Raw genomic sequence first — 22,505 nt, forward strand, 5'->3', positions numbered from 1 at the left:
GGTCGGCCAGGCCGGCCGCTTTTCAGTCCGCGTACGGGTAGACCACCACGCGGTTGCGGCCCTGTTCCTTGGCCATGTACAGGGCCTTGTCGGCCAGCCGCAGCGCCTGCTCGGCATCGACATGGAAGCTGGGGAAGTGGGCCACGCCCAGCGACACGGTGATGGTGCCGACCGGCTCGAACGGATGATCGGCGATGTGCTGGCGCAGCCGCTCGCCGGCCTGGCGCGCCGAGTCGGTACTGATGCCCGGCAGCAGCAGCAGGAATTCCTCGCCACCGGCACGGCAGAGGATGTCGCTGTCGCGCGAGTAGCGGCGCATCTGGTCGGCGATATGGACGATGGCGGCGTCACCGACGTCATGGCCGTGGCTGTCGTTGATCGATTTGAAGCGATCGATGTCCAGCGCCAGGATCGCGAACGGAATGCCCTGCACCTGCAGCGCATCCAGCGCCTGCTGCAGGCCGCGGCGATTGAGCAGGCCGGTCAGCGGATCGGTACGGTTGGCGCGGTTGAGTGTGCCAATGCGGTCCTGCAGGGCGTTGAAGCTGTGCAGGACCGCCTGCTTGAGCTGGGCAACCTCGAAGTACCACGCGCGGATGCCGCTGACGTGGTTGATCGCGCTGCCGGTGTCCTCGCCACCCTGCACGTTGCGCGCCAGCTGCCACAGCGGCATCGAGATGCGCCGGGCGAACCACCAGGTGATCAGCAGTGACAGCAGGCCGAGCGGGATCGCGTTCCAGATCACCGCGGTCATCAACCGTGACAACGGCTGCAATGTGGCCTCGGTTGGCCGCTGGGCGATGATGCCCCAACCAGTGGCCGGTACCGGCGCGTAACCGGCCAGCATCGACACGCCCAGGTTGTTACGGACCTGCTGCGCGCCGCGCTCACCGCGCACCACCGCCTTCACCGCCGGGTTGCCGACCACGTAGTCGCCGACCCGCTTGCCGTCGGCGTGGTACAGCAGGCGGCCATGGCGGTCGACCACGTACAGGTAGGAGCCGTCGCGGTAGTAGTGCTTGCCCAGCAGCGTATGCAGCGCGCTGCGCTGGCGCAGGTACAGGGTGCCGCTGACGTAGCCGCGATAGTGGCCCTGGCGGTCGAAGATCGGGTGCGACAGCGAGACCAGCAGCTTGCCTGTGGTCGACTGGTACGGGTCGCTGATCATCGGCTGGCGTGCGGCCAATGCGGCATTGTTGCCGACGCTGTGCAGGATCTCGCCCTGCAGCTGCAGGGTCTGCGGCGAGGTGGCGATCACCAGGCCGTCGGCGTCCACCACCAGCGAGGAATTGAAGCTGTTGGTCTGCAGCTGCAGGCGGCTGGCCTCGTCCTGCGCCTGTGCCGGATCGAGGTCACTCTGGCCGAGCCGGGTGGCGGCGTAGGCCAGCTCCTGCTGTGCGGCCAGCAGGAAGTTCTGGGTGGTCTCGGCCAGCTTGGTGGCATAGACGCGGTTGGCTTCCAGGGTATTGCCGACCAGCTGGTCGCGCTGCACGCGGTAGCTGGCCAGCAGGGTATTGGCCAGGGCGATGATGGCGCTGAGCAGGGCCAGGGCGAGGATCAGCTTGCCCAGGTTGAGGCGGGGAGACAGCGTTCGCATGCGTCGACGGATCCGGCAGGAGGCTGGACCCGACCGGTTCTCCGGAAGGGGCGACAGCGGAATCGGTGGCCACGCCCGCGGGGCCGGGCAGGGTATCGGGCGGATTATCGCCAAAAGTCGGCGGCGGCAAAGTGAAGTGGGTCGCCCTGCAGGCAAAAAAAAACCTGCCGCAGCGAGCTCGGTGCCAGGACGCGTGGGCGCAGGGTCAGTCTGGCTGGTCAAGGAAATCTACAACTATTCGCATGGTACCTGCCCCCGGGAACTGAAAGCATGGTGCGTTTGGAGGATGCACGTTCATGCGATTTCTGCTGCAGAGCTTGAGGGTTCTTCCTTGCGCAACCCATCGAGGCCACTTTGTCGAATCCCATCTTTCGCGGGTTCGCATGCACCTGAATGCCGGTGACCATGCTTCGGCCGAGGCCGTGATGGCGGGGGTGCCGGCTGAAACCCATGAGCACCTTGTCTGGCGCTTGTCGGTGGAACGTCGGGTTGGTCGATGGATCAAGACGTGGACGCAGGCGTTGCCACAGTCCTCTCACCCTCAACTGGTTTCTGCATATGCGGAAATCAACAAGGCATGGTCAGTCCGCGGTGAGAGCTACGCAGCGGAGATCCCGATGTTGCGGCGACGCAGATACCCCGGGATCATGATGCAGGCATATCGGAAGCTCTCGGACATCGTGGCCCAGGAGCCTGGCAATGCAATGGCGTTGGCTGGCCTGATTCACTGTGACGTCGTGGTCGGCACCGGTGACGGAAACAGGGATGACTGGCTCAATGCGGCGATGGCGGCCGAGCCGTTCCATTGCCCTTCGATCGTGCAGTATGCGAGAGGGACATGGCAGCGCTGGGGAGGCGAGCCGGATGATCACTTTCGATTTGCCGATTGGGTGGTTGAGAACGCGCCCGCTGGCAGCTGCTCGCACATCGTGGCTGCACAAGCGCTGCTGGATGATGCCCTGACCGTGGCGGACGGCTTCAGCTCAATGCGAGGAATCTCCCGCCATCTCGGAAACGAGACAACCGCTGCGTGGCTACGCCGCGCAATACTGAAATGGGCCGGGGCCACGCCGGAAACCCTGGAGTGTCGTCTGCGGGACATTGCATCCCTTCATGGCGACAGCTATCACGGGATCTGCATGGAGACATTTGCATTTGCGGCGTATCTCGCGGGTGCCAAAGATGAGGCCCGCCAGCTGCTGATCGCATTGAGGGGGCGATTGCAGGCTGATGTATGGGAGATGCTCTTGCCGTCCATTCCCGGCTGGCTGGCTGCCGTTGGCCTCAGGCATCGGGCGGCGCACCTGGCGCATGATCGCATCTGTCGTGATCTGGAGTTGGACCCGCGGCAGATCTGCCGATAGCTCCATGGTGCCCACGGACGGGGACGCTGGTTCCAATGAAGAGGCCCCGCATCGCGGGGCCTCTTCTGGTTCCATCTATGCCGTGGATCAGCGCTTCATCGAGCCGAAGAACTCGTCGTTGGACTTGGTGTTCTTCATCTTGTCCAGCAGGAACTCCATCGCGGCCATTTCATCCATCGGATGCAGCAGCTTGCGCAGGATCCAGATCTTCTGCAGTAGTTCCGGCTCGATCAGCAGGTCCTCGCGGCGGGTGCCGGAACGGTTGATGTCGATGGCCGGGAACACGCGCTTTTCAGCGATACGGCGGCTCAGGTGCACTTCGCTGTTGCCGGTGCCCTTGAACTCTTCGTAGATCACCTCGTCCATCTTCGAGCCGGTGTCGACCAGCGCGGTGGCGATGATGGTCAGGCTGCCGCCTTCCTCCACGTTCCGCGCGGCACCGAAGAAGCGCTTCGGGCGGTGCAGGGCGTTGGCGTCCACACCACCGGTCAGCACCTTGCCCGAGCTCGGCACCACGTTGTTGTAGGCGCGAGCCAGACGGGTGATCGAGTCGAGCAGGATCACCACGTCCTTCTTGTGCTCGACCAGGCGCTTGGCGCGCTCGATGACCATTTCGGCCACCTGCACGTGGCGCGCGGCCGGCTCGTCGAAGGTCGAGCTGATGACCTCGCCGCGCACGGTGCGCTGCATTTCGGTCACTTCTTCCGGGCGTTCGTCGATCAGCAGCACGATCAGGTGCACGTCCGGATGGTTGGTGGTGATGGCAGTGGCGACCTGCTGCATCATCATCGTCTTGCCGGCCTTCGGCTGGGACACGATGAGCGAGCGCTGGCCCTTGCCCTGCGGCGCCATCAGGTCGAGGATGCGGCCGGTGATGTCTTCCGACGAACCGTTGCCACGCTCCAGGGTGAAGCGGCGGCGCGGGAACAGCGCGGTCAGGTTCTCGAACAGCACCTTGTTCTTCGACGCTTCGATCGGCTCACCGTTGATGGTGTCGACGATGTTCAGCGCGAAGTAGCGCTCGCCGTCCTTCGGGAAGCGGATGCGGCCGGAGATGTGGTCGCCGGTGCGCAGGTTGAAGCGGCGGATCTGGCTGGGCGAGATGTAGGTGTCGTCCGGGCCGGCCAGGTAGCTGGCTTCGGCCGCGCGCAGGAAGCCGAAGCCGTCCGGCAGGATTTCCAGCACGCCATCGGCGGCAACGCCGTCGCCGTGGCGGGTCAGCACCTTGAGCAGGGCGAAGATCACGTCCTGCTTGCGGGCACGGGCCACGCCTTCGGAGATCTGCAGCTGCTCGGCGATCTCCAGCAGCTTCTGTGCCGGCATGCGCTTGAGGTCGCTCAGCGAGTAGACCGGGAAGCCCTCGGGCACGTTGGCGTGCGGGCGCGGCACGAAGGGCTGCTGCTCGCCGCCGTCCTGCGGCATGCCGTCATCGCGGCCACCGCGGTTGCGGTCGCGGTCGCGACGGTTGCGGAAACGGTCGCGGCGATTGCCCTGGCCCTGCTGGCCGTTCTGGTTGTAGGGGTTGTTGTTCTGACCCTGGCCCTGGTGCTGCCCACCGCCCTGGTGGTTCTGCTGGCGCTGTCCGGATTCGCGGCCTTCGCCACCCTCACCGCCGCCGGAGGCGGGGGCTTCAGTGGCAGGCGCGCTCGGCGCGGGGGCGGCTGCAGCCGGTGCCGGCGCTTCGGGCGCGGCTGCCAGCGGCAGGGTCGGTTGCGCCGGAGCGGCGCTGGTTTCGGCGGCTGCCGGGGCGGCGGCCTTGCTCACGCGGGGCTTGCGCACGCGCTTTTCGGCGGGCGCATCGGCGCTGCCGGTTTCGGAAGTGTTATCGGACAAGAGCGTTATTCCTCGCTTGAAGGTGCGAGCGCCCGGCTGGGGCGGCGAACGTTGGGAATGGGTCTGGAAGAAACTGCGTCCAGAGGGTGCGGCACGCGAGCGCGGCCGGATATGCCGACACTATCATCGGCCTGCGGCGGCATGCAAGGGCCGCCGGGAACAGCATTCATGATGGACGCGGGGCGCCCGCCGGCAGCCGCGGGCGGCGGCTGCCGGGAACAGCAGGATCAGGCCAGGGCCTTGTCCAGCAGGCCGGCCAGCTGGGCCTTGCCCACCGCACCGATCTGCTCGCCGACCTTCTCGCCGTCCTTGAACACGACCAGGTACGGAATCGAACGCACGTGGTACTTGGCGGCCAGTGCGCGGTTGTGGTCGACGTTGACCTTGGCGATCTTGGCGCGGCCCTGGTAGGCATCGGCCAGTTCGTCCAGCGCCGGGGCGATCATCTTGCAGGGGCCACACCACTCGGCCCAGAAATCGACCAGCACCGGTTCCTTGGAATTCAGCACTGCGCTATCGAAGTCGGCGTCGCCGACATGTACAACCTTGTCGCTCATCTTGGTTTCTCGTCTTGGATTGCACCCGGCCATGCCGGAGGTGGGTGAACTGGGCCATGCCCGGTGGCGCGACCCTCGTCGTTGCCTCGCGGCGCACTGCCGCGGTGCGTTCGGCGGGATGCCTGGACGCTCACGGCCGGCAGTGTACCCCTATCGCAGGGCAGGGACAGGCGCCGGTTGGAACCCAGCGTATCGTGATCGCTTCGATGGCCGGTATGTGTCGGATTTCATTGTCTTCCTGTACATGGGGCTGGCAGTGGGCGACACCAGCGAACCCGGGCAGGCCGTTCAAGTCCGGTGTGGCTGGGTGAAGGTGGCGTCTCTGGACGCCATGAGACGCCGCATTCCGGTTTGCCTGCCCGAGTGCGGTAAACTGGGGCATTGTGCGGCGCGCGGACCGGTGGTCCCAGCCTGCCAACCCGCCGCAGGGGCCGCAGTTTGCGACGGTGCCCCTAGACGATGAAGTGCCAGCCGCCCCACGGGCCGGCGGCCATACCAAGACGGACTCATGAGCGACAAACCGCTGACCGATTTGACCTTCTCCTCCTTCGAGCTGCATCCGGCCCTGCAGGCCGGCCTTGAAGGAGCCGGATTCACCCGCTGCACCCCGATCCAGGCGCTGACCCTGCCGGTCGCGCTGCCCGGCGGTGATGTTGCCGGCCAGGCCCAGACCGGCACCGGCAAGACCCTGGCCTTCCTGGTCGCTGTCGTGAACCGCCTGCTGACCCGCCCGGCGCTGGCCGACCGCAAGCCGGAGGATCCGCGTGCGCTGATCCTTGCCCCGACCCGCGAACTGGCCATCCAGATCCACAAGGATGCGGTGAAGTTCGGTTCCGACCTGGGCCTGCGTTTCGCGCTGGTCTACGGTGGCGTGGATTACGACAAGCAGCGTGAGCTGCTGCAGCAGGGCGTGGACGTGATCATCGCCACCCCGGGTCGCCTGATCGACTACGTCAAGCAGCACAAGGTGGTTTCGCTGCACGCCTGCGAGATCTGCGTGCTGGACGAAGCCGATCGCATGTTCGATCTGGGCTTCATCAAGGACATCCGCTTCCTGCTGCGCCGCATGCCGGAACGCACCATCCGCCAGACCCTGCTGTTCAGTGCCACCCTCAGCCATCGCGTGCTGGAGCTGGCCTACGAGCACATGAACGAGCCGCAGAAGCTGGTGGTCGAAGCCGAGACCATCACCGCTGCGCGCGTGCGCCAGCGCATCTATTTCCCGGCCGACGACGAGAAGATCCCGCTGCTGCTGGGCCTGCTGTCGCGCAGTGAAGGCGCGCGCACCATGGTGTTCGTCAATACCAAGGTGTTCGTCGAGCGCGTCGCCCGCTCGCTGGAAAAGGCCGGCTACCGCGTCGGCGTGCTGTCCGGCGACGTGCCGCAGAAGAAGCGTGAGAGCCTGCTCAACCGCTTCCAGAAGGGCCAGCTGGAAATCCTGGTGGCCACCGACGTGGCCGCGCGTGGCCTGCACATCGACGGCATCAAGTACGTCTACAACTACGACCTGCCGTTCGACGCCGAAGACTACGTGCACCGCATCGGTCGTACCGCGCGCCTGGGCGAAGAGGGTGATGCGATCAGCTTCGCCTGCGAACGCTACGCGATGGGCCTGCCGGACATCGAGGCCTACATCGAGCAGAAGATCCCGTCCGAGCCGGTCACCAAGGAACTGTTGACGCCGCTGCCGCGCCCGGAACGCCCGGCCCCGGCTGCTGGCGAGGAAGGTGAGGAGAACGAGAGCGTCGGCCAGATCTTCCGTGAAGCGCGCGAAGCCCGCGCCGCTGAAGAAGAGCGCCGTGGTGGTGGTCGCAGTGGGGGCCGCTCCGGCGGTGGCCGTGGCGAGCGTCGCGACGGTGAGCGCAGCGGCGAGCGCCGTTCGCGTGGCCCGCGCAAGCCGCGCGTGGAAGGCGAGCAGGTTGCAGCTGCCCCGGCCGAAGGTGCTGAAGCCGCTGTCGCCCAGGCTCCGCGTCCGCCGCGCCCGCCCCGCGCCGAGGGCGCGCCGGAAGGTGCCGTGGATGGCGAGCGCAAGCCGCGCAAGCGCCGTCGTCGTCGCCACGGCCGTCCGGTCGAGGGTGGCGAGGGCGTGCAGGCCAACGCCGGCAACGGCGCCAGCCCGGTGACCCCGGTGCAGGTGGTGGCCAAGCCGGTGCGCACGGCGGCCGACAGCGGCGATTCGTTCCTGACCCGCATCGGCCGCAAGATCCGCCGGATGCTGTCGGGCAGCTGATCGGCGCTGCCGATCAGCAGGTAGCCCCCGACCGTTGGTCGGGTGACCTTGACCGGTGTGCCGACCAACGGTCGGCACCCACCCTGGTAGGCAACCCACACAGCTGCCGGCCAGCGGCCGGCACTACCTATCGCGCGACCGTCTCCACGAGGTCGCGCCGCTCCTGCATAATCGGGGCATGAGTGTCCTGCGCTTCGACAATGTCAGCAAACAGTACGCCGGTGGCCACGAGGCGCTGATCGATGTCAGCTTCGAGGTCGCGCCGGGCGAGATGCTGTTCGTCACCGGCCATTCCGGTGCGGGCAAGAGCACCCTGCTCAAGTTGATCCACCTCGACGAGCGGCCCAGCCGCGGCGCGGTGGTGTTCGACGAGCGCAACCTGCTGAAGGTGCGCGGCGGCGACGTGCCCCGCCACCGACGCGCGGTGGGCGCGGTCTACCAGGACCACCGGCTGCTGATGGACCGCTCGATCGCCGAGAACGTGGCGCTGCCGCTGATCCTGCGCGGCACCCGCCGTGGCGACATCAGCAAGCGCGTGCGCTCGGTGCTGGAGCGGATGGGCCTGGGCCATCGCGAGAAGGCGCTGCCCTCGCAGCTGTCGGCCGGCGAGCAGCAGCGCGTGGGCATCGCCCGCGCCATCGTCGGCGAGCCCAAGCTGCTGGTGGCCGATGAGCCGACCGGCAACCTCGACCCGACCCTGGCGGCGGAGATCATGGCCCTGTTCGCCGAGCTGCCCTCGCGCGGCACCAGCGTGCTGGTGGTCAGCCACGACCTGCCGCTGCTGCGCCGCATGCGCAAGCGCGTGCTGATCCTCGACCATGGCCGGCTGGTGGATGACATCTCGCCGCAGGACCTGGCGGAGTAACCGATGGCGAAGAACGAAAACAGCGAAGCCGCCGCCCCCTCGCGCGTGGGCGTCTGGTTCCAGCACCACGTGCACAGCGTGGTGTTCAGCCTGGGCCGCGCCTGCCGCAAGCCATGGGCGACCCTGCTGACGGTGATGGTCATGGCGCTGGCGCTGGCGCTGCCGCTGGGCCTGTCGATCGCGCTGGACAACCTCAAGCAGTTCGCCGGCAGCGTGCAGCAGTCGCGCGACATCAACGTGTTCCTGAAGGGCAACGTCGATGCACCCGGCGCGCTGCGCCTGGCCGGCCAGCTGCGCGACCGCGACGACGTGGCCGAAGTGAACGTGCGCACGCCCGAGCAGGGCCTGCAGGAACTGCGCGATGCCGGCCTGGGTGAGGCGATCGACGCACTCAACGACAATCCGCTGCCTTCGCTGCTGGTGATCACTCCCGGCCAGGGCAAGGACGACGCACGCCTGGCGCGCGCGCTGGAAAGCCTGCCCGAGGCCGATCTGGTGCAGCACGATGCGCTGTGGCGCCAGCGCCTGGATGCCTGGCTTGCCTTCGGTGCGCGGCTGGTGCAGGTGCTGTCGGTCCTGCTCGGCGCAGGTGCCGCGCTGGTGGTCGGCAACACGGTGCGCCTGGACATCCAGGCCCGCCGCGAAGAGATCGGCGTGCTGCAGCTTCTCGGCGCCAGCGATGGCTTCATCCGCCGCCCGTTCCTGTACCTGGGCGCGTGGTACGGCCTGGGCGCCGGCGCGGTGGCGCTGGCCCTGATCGGCGCTGCGGGTGCCGCCCTGCGCATGCCGCTGGCCGAACTCTCGCGCAGCTACGGCAGCCCGTTCGTACTGCACGGCCTGGACCTGCTGCACGGCGGCCTGGTCCTGCTCGGCACGCTGCTGCTGGGTTGGCTGGGCGCCTGGCTGGTCACCGGCCACTTCCTCCGCCAGACCCGCCCGACCGACACCTGAGACCGGCATGCAACCGCAAGCGCTGAAACACCTTGAAGGGCCCGCGACGCGGGTGATGGTGGTCGATGGCTCGAAGCTGGTGCGCAAGCTGATCGCCGACGTCCTGCAGCGTGACCTGCCGGGCGTGGAGGTGATCGGCTGCGACAGCATCGAGGACGCACAGCAGGCGCTGGCACAGGGGCCGGTGGACCTGGTGACGACCTCGCTGACCCTGCGCGATGGCGACGGCCTGGCGCTGGCGCGGATGGTGCGCGAAGCGGCCGGCCAGGCCTATGTGCCGGTGATCGTGGTCTCCGGCGATGCCCAGCAGCACCTGGAGCAGCGCCGCTTCACCGAGTACGTCACCGACTATTTCGACAAATCGCTCGGCCATGAAGCACTGGCGACCTTCATCCGCGGCTACGTGCAGCCGCAGACCATCCCCGGTGCCACCATCCTCTATATCGAGGACAGCCGCGTGGTGGCCGAGGCCACCAAGCGCATGCTGGAACGCCAGCAGTTGAACGTGCTGCACGTGGTCAGCGCCGAAGAAGCGTTCACCCTGCTCACCGCCGAGTCGCTGGGCCGCAGTCGCCACCGCATCGACCTGGTGCTGACCGACGTCACCCTGAAGGGCGAACTGAGCGGTCGCGACGTGGTGCAGCGCGTGCGCGTGGATTTCGGCTACGGCAAGCGCCGCCTGCCGGTGCTGGTGATGACCGGCGATGGCAACCCGCACAACCAGACCGGGCTGCTGCAGTCCGGTGCCAACGACCTGGTGCTCAAGCCGATCGAAGAACGGCTGCTGGTCACCAAGGTGCTGTTCCAGCTGAGGCTGGCCCGATTGAACGATGGACCTCTGTTGCGATGATGGATGAAGTAGCCGACACCCCGACGATCCAGCTGGAACCGAGCTGGAAGCAGCATGTCGGCGATTATCTGTTGCAGCCGCAGATGCGCGAGCTGTCCAGCTTCCTGCGCCAGCGCAAGGCCAGTGGCGCGGCGGTGTTCCCGCCCGGCCCGCAGATCTTCGCCGCGTTCGACGCCACGCCGTTCGAGCAGGTGAAGGTGGTGATCCTCGGGCAGGACCCGTACCACGGTCGCGGCCAGGCACATGGCCTGAGTTTCTCGGTGCCGCCGGGCGTGCCGGTGCCGCCGTCGCTGCTGAACATCTACAAGGAGATCGAGAGCGATCTCGGTATCCCGCGTCCGGACCACGGCTGCCTGATTCCGTGGGCGCAGCGTGGCGTGCTGCTGCTCAATGCGGTACTGACGGTGGAAGAGGGCAAGGCCGGTGCGCACCAGGGTCGTGGCTGGGAAGGCTTCACCGACCACGTGGTGGATGTGCTCAACCGCGAGCGCGAAGGGCTGGTGTTCATGCTCTGGGGCGCCTATGCGCAGCAGAAGGGCAAGGTGATCGACACCCGCCGCCATCGCGTGCTGAAGTCGCCGCATCCGTCGCCGCTTTCGGCCCATCGGGGCTTCCTCGGCTGTCGTCATTTCTCGATGGCCAACGAGTACCTGCAGCGCCGCGGCCAGGCCCCGATCGACTGGTCGCTGCCGCCGCGCTCGGCACTCTGAGGGCCGGCGGGCCGCTGGGCCTGAACAGCGGGCAACGTTCCCGGGCCTGAATGGGCCTTCAGAACGGCCCGTTCAGCTCCGCTTGACCGGAATCGGCCGCTTTACGGCAGGTAATTGCTTGAATTCCAAGGGATTGTGAATCCCAAAAAGCATGCTCGCCACTGTCATCAAATCGCGCTACGGTAGGGCTCTGTTTGGGACCAGTGTTGCATCAATGGGATGCTGGAACTTTTTCCTCCTTTAGCAGTCCAAATCCCGGACTGCTAAGATGGGTGCCTATGAGCCAGAACACCTCTACTGCCCTTGTGGCAAACAATCTCCCGATTCCCAGTGCGCTCGGTTCGCTGGACGCCTACATCGGTGCCGTGCACCAGATCCCGGTGCTGTCGGTCGATGACGAACAGGACCTGGCCCGTCGCTTCCGCGACGGCAACGATCTGGACGCTGCCCGCGAGCTGGTGCATTCGCACCTGCGCTTCGTGGTGCACGTGGCCCGCGGCTACAACGGCTACGGCCTTGCCCTGGGCGACCTGATCCAGGAAGGCAACATCGGCCTGATGAAGGCGGTCAAGCGCTTCGACCCGGACATGGGCGTGCGCCTGGTTTCCTTCGCGGTGCACTGGATCCGTGCCGAGATGCACGAGTTCATCCTGAAGAACTGGCGCATCGTGAAGGTCGCCACCACCAAGGCGCAGCGCAAGCTGTTCTTCAACCTGCGCAAGTCGAAGACGCGCCTGGGCTGGATGAACGCGGCGGAAGTGAGCGCGGTGGCCAAGGACCTGAACGTGTCCGAGCGCGAGGTCATGGAAATGGAGTCGCGCCTGTCGGGTCGCGATATCGGGTTCGATGCGCCGACCGACGAGGACAACGAACACGCACCGCCGTCGCCGGCTGCGTTCCTGGTCGCCGATGACGAAGACCCGTCGATGGCCTACGAGCGCGAGGACAGCGAAGACAACCAGATGCAGCTGCTGCGCGAAGGCCTGGCGGAACTGGATGCGCGTTCGCGTGACATCATCCGCCGCCGCTGGCTGGATGCCGACAGCAAGGTGACGCTGCAGGAGCTGGCCGACGAGTACGGCGTGTCGGCCGAGCGCATCCGCCAGGTTGAAGCGAACGCGCTGAAGAAGATGAAGGCGCTGTTCACCGCGTAAGGCGGGACGGTGTTGAAGCAATGAAAAGGCCCGGCATTGCCGGGCCTTTTCTTTTCGGTGGCGTTCTCATCCATGCATGGCGTGGATCTACCAATGTCAGTAGAGCCACGCCCTGCGTGGCTGCGGCGCGGTCGTCACTCTTCGCGTGCGATCGCGCGCCAGCCAATGTCGTTGCGGTGGAACGCGTTGGCCCAGCTCACCTTGGCCACGCCGGCGTAGGCATTGGCCTGCGCGTCGCGCACGCTGTCGCCCAGTGCGGCCACGCACAGCACGCGACCGCCCGCACTGACCACGTGGCCCTGAGCATCCAATGCCGTACCGGCATGGAACACCTTGGCACTGGCCGGCACGTCGTCCAGGCCGGAAATCACGTCACCGGTGATCGGCGCTTCCGGGTACGGCCTGGCCGCCAGCACCACGCCCAGCGACGGGCGCGCGTCCCACTGCGCTTCGACCTCATCCAGGCGGCCATCGATGGCCGCTTCCACCAGCTCGACCAGGTCCGACTGCAGGCGCAGCATCACTGGCTGGGTTTCCGGGTCGCCAAAGCGCACGTTGAATTCGATCACCTTCGGTGCGCCGCTGGCATCGATCATCAGGCCGGCGTAGAGGAAACCGGTGAAGGGAATGCCGTCGGCAATCATGCCCTGCACGGTGGGGTTCACCACCTCGCGCATCACCCGTGCATGCACCTCCGGCGTCACCACCGGGGCCGGCGAATAGGCGCCCATGCCGCCGGTATTCGGGCCGGTGTCGCCGTCGCCGACGCGCTTGTGGTCCTGCGAGGTGGCCATCGGCAGCGCATGCACGCCGTCCACCATCGAAATGAAGCTGGCTTCCTCACCGTCGAGGAATTCCTCGATGACCACGCGCGCACCGGCATCGCCAAACGCGTTGCCGGACAGCATGTCACGCACCGCGTCCTCGGCCTCGGTCAGGCTCATCGCCACGATCACGCCCTTGCCGGCGGCCAGGCCATCGGCCTTGACCACGATCGGTGCGCCCTTCTCGCGCACATATGCCAGCGCGGCGTCCACGTCGCTGTGCACGGCGTAGTACGCGGTGGGGATGTTGTGGCGCGCCAGGAAGTCCTTGGCGTAGGCCTTGCTGCCTTCCAGCTGCGCGGCGGCGGCGGTCGGCCCGAAGATGCGCAGGCCGGCGGCGCGGAAGCGGTCGACCACGCCGGCCACCAGCGGTACTTCCGGGCCGACCACGGTCAGCGCTACGCCCTCGGCCTGGGCCAGCGCCAGCAGGCCGTCGATATCGGTGACCTTGACTGCCACGTTGCGGCACGTGTCTTCGCTGGCGGTACCGGCGTTGCCGGGCGCCACGATCACTTCGGTGACACGGGAGGACTGGGCCAGCTTCCATGCCAGGGCGTGTTCGCGGCCGCCAGAGCCGATGACGAGGATCTTCATGGGACAGGGTTCTCGGGTACGGAAGAGAAAAGCCGGGCAGGGCCCGGCTTGGTGATGCGGATCAGTGGCGGAAGTGGCGCACGCCGGTGAACACCATGGCCAGGCCATGTTCGTCGGCGGCGGCGATCACTTCGGCATCGCGCATCGAACCGCCCGGCTGGATGACCGCCTTGATGCCGGCGGCTGCAGCGGCATCGATGCCATCGCGGAACGGGAAGAAGGCGTCGGAGGCCATCACCGAGCCCTCGACCACCAGGTTCGCATCGGCGGCCTTGATGCCGGCGATGCGGGCCGAGTACACGCGGCTCATCTGGCCGGCACCGACACCGATGGTGCGGTTGTCCTTGGCATAGACGATCGCGTTGGACTTCACGAACTTGGCCACGTTCCAGGCGAACAGCAGATCGGTGAACTGCTTGTCGGTCGGCGCCAGCCTGCTGACCACCTTCAGTTCGTCGCGGGTCATGCCGCGGTTGTCCGAGGACTGCAGCAGCAGGCCCGAGCCGACGCGCTTGCTGTCGAAGTTGTTCAGCCCGTCGCCGTGCGGGATGCGCAGTACGCGCACGTTGGCCTTCTTCTGCGCGTACTCCAGCGCGGCCGGCTCGTAGTCCGGGGCGATCAGCACTTCGACGAACTGGCGGTCGAGGATCACCTTGGCGGTGGCGGCATCCAGCGGCTTGTTGAAGGCGATGATGCCGCCGAAGGCGCTGGTCGGGTCGGTGGCGTAGGCCAGCTCGTAGGCATCGCCGTTGCCGGCGCCGACGGCCACGCCGCACGGGTTGGCGTGCTTGACGATGACGCAGGCCGGCGCATCGAACTGGCGCACGCATTCCCACGCCGCATCGGCGTCGGCCAGGTTGTTGTAGCTCAGCTCCTTGCCCTGCAGCTGCTGGAAGGTGGCCAGCGTGCCCGGCACCGGGTACAGGTCGCGGTAGAACGCGCCGCTCTGGTGCGGGTTCTCGCCATAGCGCAGGTCCATCACCTTCACGAAGGTGGAGTTCATCTGCGCCGGGTACTCGGCACGGGCCGGCACGGCGGCGTCAGTGGCGGTGACCGCCGACAGGTAGTTGCTGATCGCCGCATCGTACTGGGCGACGCGGTTGAACGCGGCCACCGAGAATGCGAAGCGGGTGGCCGCCGTCAGCTGGCCGTTGTTGGCCTCCAGCGAGGCCAGCAGCTCGGCGTACTGCGACGGATCGGTGGCCACCGCCACGCGGGCGAAGTTCTTGGCCGCCGAGCGCAGCATGGCCGGGCCGCCGATGTCGATGTTCTCGACCGCGTCGGCCAGGGTGCAGTCGGCCTGGGCGGTGACCGATTCGAACGGGTACAGGTTCAGCACCAGCAGGTCGATGGCACCGATACCGTGCTCGGCCATCACTGCGTCATCCAGGCCGGAGCGGCCCAGCAGGCCGCCGTGCACCATCGGGTGCAGGGTCTTGACCCGGCCGTCCATCATTTCCGGGAAGCCGGTGACCTCGGCCACGTCCTTCACGGCCAGGCCCGCATCGCGGATCGCCTTGGCGGTGCCGCCGGTGGACAACAGCTCCACGCCGCGTGCCGCCAGCGCAGTGGCCAGCTCGACCAGGCCGGTCTTGTCGGAAACGGAGAGGAGGGCCCGGCGGACGGGCAACAGATCAGCAGTCATGGGACAGAATCGGCAGCGGAGCGGGGCCGATATTGTAGGCGGTGGGGGCCGGTGGCGGGCGCCGGCGGGGAAAATCGACCCGCACCCACGGCCTGTGGCCGCCTTCAGCACAGCCTGGCCGGGGACGGTCCGCAAGCAATTCGATGGGGCGCGCTGCTCCAATCGGGTAGGCTGTGCCGGAACTGCCAAGGATCAGCGGGTTCGGATCGTGTCGATCTATGCATTGAAAGGACGTTTTCAGGACCTGTTGCGTCCGGCCGTACGCGGTCTGTACCGCATGGGGATCACCGCCAATGCGGTGACCGTGACCGCGGCCGTGGTCTCGCTGCTGGTCGCTGCCGCCGTCTGGTGCTGCGCGCCGGCCCAGCCCCTGCTGTACCTGCTGCTGCCGCTGTGGATGCTGCTGCGCATGGCGCTCAACGCCGTGGACGGCATGTTGGCCCGCGAGTTCGGCCAGCAGTCGCGGCTGGGCGCCTATCTGAACGAGCTGTGCGATGTGATCGCCGATGCGGCGCTGTACCTGAGCCTGCTCAGCGTGCCGGGCGTGCGCCCGGAAGTGCTGTGGCTGCTGGCCTGGACGGCGGCGCTGAGCGAGTACGCCGGGGTGCTGGGGCTGATGGTCGGTGCCAGCCGCCGCTATGACGGCCCGATGGGCAAGAGTGACCGCGCCTTCGTCGTCGGCGTGCTGGGTCTGCTGCTGGCGTCTGAGTGGGTTGGCGCGATGACGGTCACTGGCGTGGCTGCGGCCATGGCGGTGCTGTGCATGCTGACCATGATCAACCGCGTCCGTCGCGGACTGCGGGAAACGGCGGTTTCGTCGAATTAATCAAGCAGATACAAAAAGACAATCAGGAGATTGCATGCGTCAGGCGCAGGAACGGGAATTCCACAGCTTCGACCAGGTACCGCTGTTCTACCGGTACTGGGCGGGCACCACCGCCACCCCGGCCACCCGGGCCATCGTGCTGCTGCACCGCGGCCACGAGCACTCCGGGCGCGTCACCCACCTGGTCGATGAGCTGGACCTGCCAGACACCGCCTTCTTCGCCTGGGATGCGCGCGGCAATGGCCGTTCGCCGGGTGCGCGTGGCGATGCACCGGGCTTCCCGGCGCTGGTGCGCGACCTGGACAGCTTCATCGCCCACATCGGCGCCGAGCACGGCATTGCGGTGGAAGACATCGTGGTGATCGCGCAGAGCGTAGGGGCGGTGGTCGCCGCGACCTGGGTGCACGATTACGCGCCACGCCTGCGTGCGCTGGTGATGGCTTCACCGGCGTTCAAGGTGAAGCTGTACGTGCCGTTCGCGCGGCCGGGCCTGACCTTGATGCAGAAGCTGCGCGGCAACTTCTTCGTCAACAGCTACGTCAAGCCGCAGTGGCTGACCCATGACCCGGCGCGGGTGGAAAGCTACCGTACCGATCCGCTGATCACCCGGCCGATCTCGGTGCGCGTGCTGCTGGGCCTGTACGAAGCGGCCGACCGCATCGTGGCCGATGCGCAGGCGATCAGCGTGCCGGTGCAGCTGCTGGTGTCCGGCTCGGATTTCGTGGTGCACCGTGGCCCGCAGGATCGCTTCTATGAGCGCCTGTCCAGCCCGATCAAGGAGCGGGTGCACCTGCCGGGCTTCTTCCACGACACGCTGGGCGAGCGCGATCGGGCACCGGCACTGGCGCGCATCCGCAGCTTCATCCAGGCGCGTTTCGCCGAACCGTTGCGCGAGCTGTCACGGCGCGACGCGCACCGCCATGGGCCGACCTTCGAAGAGTCGGAGATCCTGGCCTGGCCACCGGAACGCAACAGCCTGGCCGACCTGCGCTGGCGCGTGGTACGTGGCGGCCTGCGCTTCGGCGGCACGCTGTCCGAAGGCATCGCGCTGGGCCTGCAGACCGGTTTCGATTCCGGTAGCACGCTGGACTACATCTACCGGAATGAGGCGCGCGGCAAGGGCCCATTGGGGCGGATGGTCGACCGCAACTACCTGGATGCGATCGGCTGGCGTGGCATCCGAGTGCGTGGCCAGCACCTGCAGGAACTGCTGCGCGACGCCGCACAGCGCCTGCGCGGGCAGGGCACGCCGGTGCGGGTGCTGGACGTGGCCGCCGGCCATGGCCGCTATGTGCTGGAAGCACTGGGCCAGGGCGAGCAGCGCGCCGACCGCATCGTGCTGCGCGACTTCAGCGATCTGAACGTGACCCAGGGCCAGGCGTTGATCCAGCGCCTGGGCGCGGCCGACATCGCGCGCTTCGAGCAGGGTGATGCGTTCGACCCGGCACAGCTGGCCAAGGGCGATCCAGCGCCGACGCTGGCGGTAGTCTCGGGCCTGTACGAACTGTTCCCCGACAACGACGCCGTGCTGCGCTCGCTGCAGGGCATTGCCGCAGCGGTGCCGGTGGGTGGCTACCTGGCCTATACCGGCCAGCCCTGGCACCCGCAGCTGGAATTCATTGCCCGTGCCTTGACCAGCCACCGCGGTGGCGCGGCGTGGGTGATGCGCCGCCGTACCCAGCAGGAGATGGACGAGCTGGTGCGCCTGGCCGGGTTCGAGAAGGTGGCGCAGCGTATCGACGACTTCGGCATCTTCACCGTATCGCTGGCGCGCCGGACCGCGTGATGGCGACGCTCGCCGCATCCCCACTGGCCGCAAAGGGGCGCCCCTGGCGGCGCGCCCTGTTGTGGCTGGCCCTGCTGGGTCCGTTCTTCTTCGCCAGTTATGGCTTCGCCAACTGGATGGCCGGCCGCCACGCCACCCTGCCGGTGATGGCGTTCGGCTGGGAGACCCGCATCCCGTTCGTGCCATGGACGATCGTGCCGTACTGGTCGATCGACCTGTTCTACGCGGTCTCGTTCTTCCTGTGCCGGCAACGGCTGGAGCTGGACCGGCACGCATTGCGGCTGTTCAGCGCACAGCTGATCGCCGTGAGCTGCTTCCTGCTGTGGCCGCTGCGCTTCAGCTTCGAGCGTCCGGAGATCGGCGGTGTGTTCGGCTGGCTGTTCGATGTGCTGCTGGGCTTCGACAAGCCGTTCAACCAAGCACCGTCGCTGCACATCGTGTTGCTGATCGTGCTGTGGGTGAAGTTCGCACAGTACCTGCACGGCGTGTGGCGCTGGGTGCTGCATGTGTGGGCGCTGCTGATCGGCGTCTCGGTGCTGACCACGTTCCAGCATCATTTCATCGATATCCCGACCGGCCTGCTGGCCGGCTGGTTGTGCGTCTGGCTGTGGCCGGAGCAGGGCACGCCACCGCTGCGTGCATGGCGCACGGCACGTGATGCCAAGCGCTGGCGCCTGGCGGGGGTGTACCTGCTGGGGGCCGCTGTGCTGCTGGTGCCGGTGGTGCTTCTGCGTGGCGCCGCGTTGTGGCTGCTGTGGCCGGTGGTGTCGCTGCTGCTGGTGGCGCTGGCCTATGCCGGGCTGGGTACCGCGGTGTTCCAGAAGCGCGCCGATGGTCGCCTGACCATGGCGGCACGCTGGCTGCTGGCGCCGTACCTGGGCGCAGCCTGGGTCAATTCGCGGCTGTGGACGCGGCGTGCGCCGCAGCCGGTGCCGGTGATGGATGACGTGTGGCTGGGACGCATTCCCTGTGCTGCGTTGCCAACACCGCTGGTCGGCGTGGTCGATACCTGTGCTGAACTGTCCTGCCGCGCGCCGGGCGCGGCGTATGCCAGCGTGCCGATGCTGGACCTGGTGGTGCCCACGCCAGAACAGCTGCGCGAGGCGGCCGATGCCATCGAGCGTCTGCGCGTGCAGGGGCCGCTGCTGGTGTGCTGCGCGCTGGGCTATTCGCGTAGTGCCGCCAGCGTCGCCACCTGGCTGCTGCGCAGTGGTCGTGCCGCCGATGCGAACGCGGCAGTGGCGATCGTGCGGGCTGCACGCCCCGGCATCGTGCTGCACGCGGCGCATCTGCATGCCATCACTGCTGCGGCAGGAGCGCGCGCATGAGCACGGTTCCTGATCTGGTGACCATGCAGCTGCTGCTGCGCCAGGGGCGTTGGCCGGCGCTGCTGTCGCTGGGCCTGTTGCTGGTGGCACTGCTGCTGCTCGGCACCGAGCCGGGGCTGGCGATGATCGCTGCCGGCCTGTTGCTGCTCAGTGTTGCCGCGGGCATCGCACAGGCCTACCACGCGTGGCGGGTGGGGCTGGATGCCAGCCTGCTGCAGCTGCTGCGCGATGAAGGCCTGGAGGGCGAAGCCGCCGCACGCCGCATCGATCAGCTGCTGCACGACAGTGGCCTGCGCCGCGCGTCGCCCGATGCGCCACTGCGTGGCTGGGATGCGCGCTGGTCCGGCATGCGCCGCCTGCTGCTGCGCCAGTACCTGCTGACCGCAGTGCAGTTCGCACTGCTGGTGCTGGCCGTGGTGTGGCCGCAGACGTGAATGGGAGTGACCGATGTTTGCCGAACTGATTGCCCGCGCCTGCAGTGGCGCGATCCATGTGGTGACCGGCGCACGCGCGCTGTGGATCGGTTGCGCGCCGTCCAGCGAGCGCCGCGTGTACTACGGCAACCACGCCAGCCATGGTGACTTCGTGCTGATCTGGTCATCGATGCCACCGGCACTGCGGCGCCAGGTGCGCCCGGTGGCCGCGGCCGAGTACTGGCAGCGTGATGGCCTGCGTCGCTACCTGATCGATGCGGTGTTCAACGGTGTTCTGGTCGAGCGCGAGGCCGGCCATCGCCAGCAGGACCCGTTGCAGGTACTGCGCGATGCGGTGGACGAAGACTGCTCGCTGATCCTGTTCCCGGAAGGCACGCGCAATATCGGCGATGAACCGCTGTTGCCGTTCAAGAGCGGCATCTACCATCTGGCGCGGCAACGGCCGGAGCTGGAGTTCGTGCCGGTATGGATCGACAACCTGAAGCGGGTGATGCCGAAGGGGCGGTTCCTGCCGTTGCCGCTGCTGTGCACGGCCACCTTCGGCACGCCGCTGCGGCTGCAGGCCGACGAGGACAAGGCCGCATTCCTGGCCCGCAGCCGGCAGGCGCTGCTGGACCTGGCGCCGAATGGAGGTCGTGCATGAGTTTCGTGCTGGATGTATCTGGCGATCTGGCAACGCAGAGTGTCGGCCAGCAGACCGGCCTGCTGTTTGCCGGCGTCGGCGCGGTGCTGGTGCTGGCCACGCTGGTGGCCGAGACCCTGCGCTGGCGCCAGCGCGGTCAGCCCAGCGCGGTGATCGCCAACCTGGTGTCGCGTATCCGTGCATGGTGGGTGATGGCGATCGTGGTCGGGCTGGCGCTGTTCTTCGGTCGCGCCGGGGTGATCGTGCTGTTCGCGATCATTTCGTTGTTCGCGCTGCGCGAGTTCATCACCCTGGCACCGACCCGTTCAGGCGACTACTACGCGCTGCTGGCTGCGTTCTACATCGTGCTGCCGTGGCAGTACTACCTGGTGTGGATCGACTGGTACGGCATGTACACGCTGCTGATCCCGGTCTATGCGTTCCTGTTCCTGCCGATCCTGTCGACCATCGGTGGCGATACCACGCACTACCTGGAGCGCACCGCGAAGGTGCAGTGGGGGTTGATGATCTGCGTGTTCTGCATCTCGCACGTGCCGCTGCTGCTGAACCTGCACGTGCCCGGTCACGACCCCTCGCGCAACGTGCTGCTGTTCGCCTTCCTGGTGATCGTGGTGCAGTCCTCGGACGTGTTGCAGTACATCTGGGGCAAGCTGCTGGGCCGGCACCTGATCGCGCCGAAGCTGTCGCCGTCGAAGACGGTGGAGGGCTTCGTGGGTGGCGTGCTGAGCGCCAGCGCGCTTGGGGCGGCGCTATGGTGGATCACCCCGTTCACGCCGCTGCAGGCGTTCGGCCTGTCGCTGCTGATCAACCTGATGGGATTCTGGGGCGGCCTGGTGATGTCGGCGATCAAGCGCGACCGTGGGATCAAGGACTGGGGCCACATGATCGAGGGCCATGGCGGCATGCTCGACCGGCTAGATTCGGTGTGCTTCGCCGCGCCGGTGTTCTTCCATGTGGTGCGGTACTACTGGAAGGCGGGCGGCGGCGGGTGATCCCGCCGGGGCTGCATCCACGCATGGCGTGGATCTACCGGTAGTGCCGGCCGCTGGCCGGCAACTGCGACATCCTGCCATCGTTCATGGGGTTGCCGGCGAGCGGCCGGCACTACCCGCGCGCGCTCAGGCGCTGATGCCGTATTCCTTCAGTTTCTTGCGCAGGGTGGCGCGGTGGATACCCAGCATCGCGGCGGCGCGGCTCTGGTTGCCTTCGCAGTGGTTGAGCACTTCCACGAACAGCGGGATTTCCATCTCGCGCAGCACGATCTCGTAGACATCGTCCGCGTCGCAGCCATCAAGGTCACGCAGGTAGCGGCGCACGGACTGGGCGACGTGTTCACGCAGCGGTGGCCGGGGAGCGCCACGACTGTTGTCAGGACGAGAGAGGACAGCGTTCAAGGGGGTTCCCGATTCGGTTGGCCCGTGCGCGCGGAGCGCGCGGCCGGACGAGGTGGTGGCGGCCAGTCTAGCGCGAGCGTGCCCGACCTGCCACGGCTGGTCGCCTCTACCCTGGTCAGAGGAAGTCGAAGGTGAATGCGACGGTGGACGCGGCGGGTTCCTGCACGCGGAACGCGATGCGCGCACTCTGGCCCGGTTCCAGCACGGTCGTGGCCGGGCTTTCGCCAAGGTATTGCGCGGGCGTGAACACGCCGCTGCCGATCACCCGGCCATCGGCATCGGACAGTGACAGGCGCAGGTCCGGCCAGGCCTGTGCCCAGCGCGCATCGTTGCGGATGCTGGCCTGCACCTGCAGCACACCGGCCTGGCCGGGCAGGGGGCGGATCTCGCGGCTGGTCATGGTGAACGCGGTCGGCTCGTGCCAGGCCGGCAGGCTGCAGCGCAGCACGCCGCACAGTGCGCCCAGCCAGGTGCGGTTGCCGGCGTCGGCGGCCAGTCGCGCACGATCGGCCAGCACGCTCTGCAGTACCAGCAGCAGTGCCAGCCCGGCGACCAGCACCCAGTGCCAGCGCGGCGTCGGCAGCGCGCGCGGCCGCGAAGTGCCCAGGAAGCTCGGCGCATCGCCGGCCACCGCCTGCGCGGCCGGGCCGGCAAGGACGGGTTCGATCACGGTCGCTTCGTCGACGATGACGGTGTCATCGAGCTGTCGCGTCTCCGCCATCGGCGGCAGCGCCGCGTCGACCGGGTCCCCGGACTTCGCGGCAGGGATGTCATGCGCCGACGGGTCGGGCGTGCGCGCGTCGGTCGCAGGTGCGGCCTCGCCTTCCGACGCGGGGCGCAGGAAGGTGGCCAAAGGGCGGCGCGGCGGGTTCGGCTCGGACATGCTCAGGGCGCGGACTCGGATCCAGCGGTCATTCAAT

Annotated in this window: 20 protein-coding genes; 13 read left to right on the forward strand and 7 right to left on the reverse strand. The window is 67.5% G+C overall.

The window, feature by feature from the left end:
• Positions 1 to 22 precede the first annotated feature (22 nt).
• A complete protein-coding gene (locus tag AC5P8F_RS03820) occupies positions 23 to 1,597 on the reverse strand; it encodes a sensor domain-containing diguanylate cyclase (RefSeq protein WP_032961682.1) in 1,575 nt (524 codons plus the stop codon).
• A 296-nt stretch (positions 1,598 to 1,893) separates the two neighbouring features.
• Between AC5P8F_RS03820 and AC5P8F_RS03825 the strand changes: the two genes are divergently transcribed.
• Positions 1,894 to 2,961 carry a hypothetical protein gene (locus AC5P8F_RS03825; RefSeq protein ID WP_495227613.1) on the forward strand — a complete coding sequence of 356 codons (1,068 nt, stop codon included), beginning with the start codon at positions 1,894 to 1,896 and terminating at the stop codon, positions 2,959 to 2,961.
• 87 nt (positions 2,962 to 3,048) lie between these two features.
• On the opposite strand, the gene rho is transcribed toward AC5P8F_RS03825, so the two are convergent.
• Both rho and trxA read right to left on the reverse strand, forming a co-directional pair.
• Positions 3,049 to 4,794 carry a transcription termination factor Rho gene (gene rho, locus AC5P8F_RS03830; protein WP_046429862.1) on the reverse strand — a complete coding sequence of 582 codons (1,746 nt, stop codon included), beginning with the start codon at positions 4,792 to 4,794 and terminating at the stop codon, positions 3,049 to 3,051.
• Positions 4,795 to 5,021: 227 nt separating this feature from the next.
• A complete protein-coding gene (gene trxA, locus AC5P8F_RS03835) occupies positions 5,022 to 5,351 on the reverse strand; it encodes a thioredoxin (RefSeq protein ID WP_005411275.1) in 330 nt (109 codons plus the stop codon).
• A gap of 508 nt (positions 5,352 to 5,859) precedes the next feature.
• On the opposite strand from trxA, the gene rhlB reads away from it, so the two are divergent.
• From rhlB to rpoH, 6 genes are all read left to right on the forward strand, one after another.
• A complete protein-coding gene (gene rhlB, locus AC5P8F_RS03840) occupies positions 5,860 to 7,581 on the forward strand; it encodes an ATP-dependent RNA helicase RhlB (protein WP_049439326.1) in 1,722 nt (573 codons plus the stop codon).
• Positions 7,582 to 7,759: 178 nt separating this feature from the next.
• Complete coding sequence (gene ftsE / locus AC5P8F_RS03845; RefSeq protein WP_014648630.1) at positions 7,760 to 8,446, forward strand: cell division ATP-binding protein FtsE; 687 nt, start codon at positions 7,760 to 7,762, stop codon at positions 8,444 to 8,446.
• Positions 8,447 to 8,449: 3 nt separating this feature from the next.
• Complete coding sequence (ftsX, locus tag AC5P8F_RS03850) at positions 8,450 to 9,397, forward strand: permease-like cell division protein FtsX (RefSeq protein WP_032961674.1); 948 nt, start codon at positions 8,450 to 8,452, stop codon at positions 9,395 to 9,397.
• 7 nt (positions 9,398 to 9,404) lie between these two features.
• The gene (locus AC5P8F_RS03855) at positions 9,405 to 10,247 is read left to right on the forward strand and encodes a response regulator (RefSeq protein WP_019660837.1); all 843 of its coding nucleotides are present in this window, start codon (positions 9,405 to 9,407) and stop codon (positions 10,245 to 10,247) included.
• Positions 10,244 to 10,957, forward strand: a complete 714-nt coding sequence (gene ung, locus AC5P8F_RS03860; protein ID WP_005419723.1) for a uracil-DNA glycosylase — start codon at positions 10,244 to 10,246, stop codon at positions 10,955 to 10,957. Before AC5P8F_RS03855 ends, ung begins: the two co-directional genes overlap by 4 nt.
• Positions 10,958 to 11,235: 278 nt before the next feature.
• Entirely contained in the window at positions 11,236 to 12,111 is an 876-nt protein-coding gene (gene rpoH / locus AC5P8F_RS03865; protein ID WP_005411269.1) for an RNA polymerase sigma factor RpoH, read from the forward strand.
• Between the two features lie 134 nt (positions 12,112 to 12,245).
• On the opposite strand, the gene purD is transcribed toward rpoH, so the two are convergent.
• Positions 12,246 to 13,529, reverse strand: a complete 1,284-nt coding sequence (gene purD / locus AC5P8F_RS03870) for a phosphoribosylamine--glycine ligase (RefSeq protein ID WP_049439324.1) — start codon at positions 13,527 to 13,529, stop codon at positions 12,246 to 12,248.
• A 61-nt stretch (positions 13,530 to 13,590) separates the two neighbouring features.
• A complete protein-coding gene (gene purH / locus AC5P8F_RS03875; protein WP_046429857.1) occupies positions 13,591 to 15,174 on the reverse strand; it encodes a bifunctional phosphoribosylaminoimidazolecarboxamide formyltransferase/IMP cyclohydrolase in 1,584 nt (527 codons plus the stop codon).
• Positions 15,175 to 15,382: 208 nt separating this feature from the next.
• Here purH and AC5P8F_RS03880 point away from each other — a divergent pair, with 208 nt between their 5' ends.
• The 6 genes from AC5P8F_RS03880 to AC5P8F_RS03905 are packed head-to-tail and all read left to right on the forward strand — an operon-like array spanning position 15,383 to position 21,183.
• Positions 15,383 to 16,000, forward strand: coding sequence for a CDP-alcohol phosphatidyltransferase family protein (locus AC5P8F_RS03880; protein WP_111205601.1), 618 nt, complete (start codon positions 15,383 to 15,385; stop codon positions 15,998 to 16,000).
• A gap of 34 nt (positions 16,001 to 16,034) precedes the next feature.
• Entirely contained in the window at positions 16,035 to 17,786 is a 1,752-nt protein-coding gene (locus tag AC5P8F_RS03885; protein ID WP_495227614.1) for a bifunctional alpha/beta hydrolase/class I SAM-dependent methyltransferase, read from the forward strand.
• On the forward strand, positions 17,786 to 19,114 hold the full coding sequence (locus tag AC5P8F_RS03890; protein WP_425604378.1) for a phosphatase PAP2/dual specificity phosphatase family protein: 1,329 nt from the start codon (positions 17,786 to 17,788) through the stop codon (positions 19,112 to 19,114). The genes AC5P8F_RS03885 and AC5P8F_RS03890 overlap by 1 nt, the downstream gene beginning before the upstream one ends.
• Complete coding sequence (locus AC5P8F_RS03895; RefSeq protein ID WP_111205600.1) at positions 19,111 to 19,548, forward strand: hypothetical protein; 438 nt, start codon at positions 19,111 to 19,113, stop codon at positions 19,546 to 19,548. Before AC5P8F_RS03890 ends, AC5P8F_RS03895 begins: the two co-directional genes overlap by 4 nt.
• A 13-nt stretch (positions 19,549 to 19,561) precedes the next feature.
• A complete protein-coding gene (locus AC5P8F_RS03900; protein ID WP_014648619.1) occupies positions 19,562 to 20,191 on the forward strand; it encodes a lysophospholipid acyltransferase family protein in 630 nt (209 codons plus the stop codon).
• Positions 20,188 to 21,183, forward strand: a complete 996-nt coding sequence (locus AC5P8F_RS03905) for a phosphatidate cytidylyltransferase (protein ID WP_014648618.1) — start codon at positions 20,188 to 20,190, stop codon at positions 21,181 to 21,183. The genes AC5P8F_RS03900 and AC5P8F_RS03905 overlap by 4 nt, the downstream gene beginning before the upstream one ends.
• Positions 21,184 to 21,309: 126 nt before the next feature.
• On the opposite strand, the gene fis is transcribed toward AC5P8F_RS03905, so the two are convergent.
• Both fis and AC5P8F_RS03915 read right to left on the reverse strand, forming a co-directional pair.
• The gene (gene fis, locus AC5P8F_RS03910) at positions 21,310 to 21,585 is read right to left on the reverse strand and encodes a DNA-binding transcriptional regulator Fis (RefSeq protein ID WP_005419706.1); all 276 of its coding nucleotides are present in this window, start codon (positions 21,583 to 21,585) and stop codon (positions 21,310 to 21,312) included.
• 115 nt (positions 21,586 to 21,700) lie between these two features.
• A complete protein-coding gene (locus tag AC5P8F_RS03915) occupies positions 21,701 to 22,468 on the reverse strand; it encodes a DUF3426 domain-containing protein (RefSeq protein ID WP_495227615.1) in 768 nt (255 codons plus the stop codon).
• Positions 22,469 to 22,505: the final 37 nt, after the last annotated feature.

It is taken from the genome of Stenotrophomonas sp. YJH_SMC_69, from assembly GCF_059370495.1.

Excerpts from the sequence above, each read along its gene's own strand:
- AC5P8F_RS03820 (WP_032961682.1), bottom strand. The coding sequence starts at position 1,597 with ATGCGAACGCTGTCTCCCCGCCTCAACCTGGGCAAGCTGATCCTCGCC.
- AC5P8F_RS03825 (WP_495227613.1), top strand. The coding sequence starts at position 1,894 with ATGCGATTTCTGCTGCAGAGCTTGAGGGTTCTTCCTTGCGCAACCCAT.
- trxA (WP_005411275.1), bottom strand. The coding sequence starts at position 5,351 with ATGAGCGACAAGGTTGTACATGTCGGCGACGCCGACTTCGATAGCGCA.
- rhlB (WP_049439326.1), top strand. The coding sequence starts at position 5,860 with ATGAGCGACAAACCGCTGACCGATTTGACCTTCTCCTCCTTCGAGCTG.
- ftsE (WP_014648630.1), top strand. The coding sequence starts at position 7,760 with ATGAGTGTCCTGCGCTTCGACAATGTCAGCAAACAGTACGCCGGTGGC.
- ftsX (WP_032961674.1), top strand. The coding sequence starts at position 8,450 with ATGGCGAAGAACGAAAACAGCGAAGCCGCCGCCCCCTCGCGCGTGGGC.
- AC5P8F_RS03855 (WP_019660837.1), top strand. The coding sequence starts at position 9,405 with ATGCAACCGCAAGCGCTGAAACACCTTGAAGGGCCCGCGACGCGGGTG.
- ung (WP_005419723.1), top strand. The coding sequence starts at position 10,244 with ATGATGGATGAAGTAGCCGACACCCCGACGATCCAGCTGGAACCGAGC.
- rpoH (WP_005411269.1), top strand. The coding sequence starts at position 11,236 with ATGAGCCAGAACACCTCTACTGCCCTTGTGGCAAACAATCTCCCGATT.
- purD (WP_049439324.1), bottom strand. The coding sequence starts at position 13,529 with ATGAAGATCCTCGTCATCGGCTCTGGCGGCCGCGAACACGCCCTGGCA.
- purH (WP_046429857.1), bottom strand. The coding sequence starts at position 15,174 with ATGACTGCTGATCTGTTGCCCGTCCGCCGGGCCCTCCTCTCCGTTTCC.
- AC5P8F_RS03885 (WP_495227614.1), top strand. The coding sequence starts at position 16,035 with ATGCGTCAGGCGCAGGAACGGGAATTCCACAGCTTCGACCAGGTACCG.
- AC5P8F_RS03890 (WP_425604378.1), top strand. The coding sequence starts at position 17,786 with ATGGCGACGCTCGCCGCATCCCCACTGGCCGCAAAGGGGCGCCCCTGG.
- AC5P8F_RS03895 (WP_111205600.1), top strand. The coding sequence starts at position 19,111 with ATGAGCACGGTTCCTGATCTGGTGACCATGCAGCTGCTGCTGCGCCAG.
- AC5P8F_RS03900 (WP_014648619.1), top strand. The coding sequence starts at position 19,562 with ATGTTTGCCGAACTGATTGCCCGCGCCTGCAGTGGCGCGATCCATGTG.
- AC5P8F_RS03905 (WP_014648618.1), top strand. The coding sequence starts at position 20,188 with ATGAGTTTCGTGCTGGATGTATCTGGCGATCTGGCAACGCAGAGTGTC.
- AC5P8F_RS03915 (WP_495227615.1), bottom strand. The coding sequence starts at position 22,468 with ATGTCCGAGCCGAACCCGCCGCGCCGCCCTTTGGCCACCTTCCTGCGC.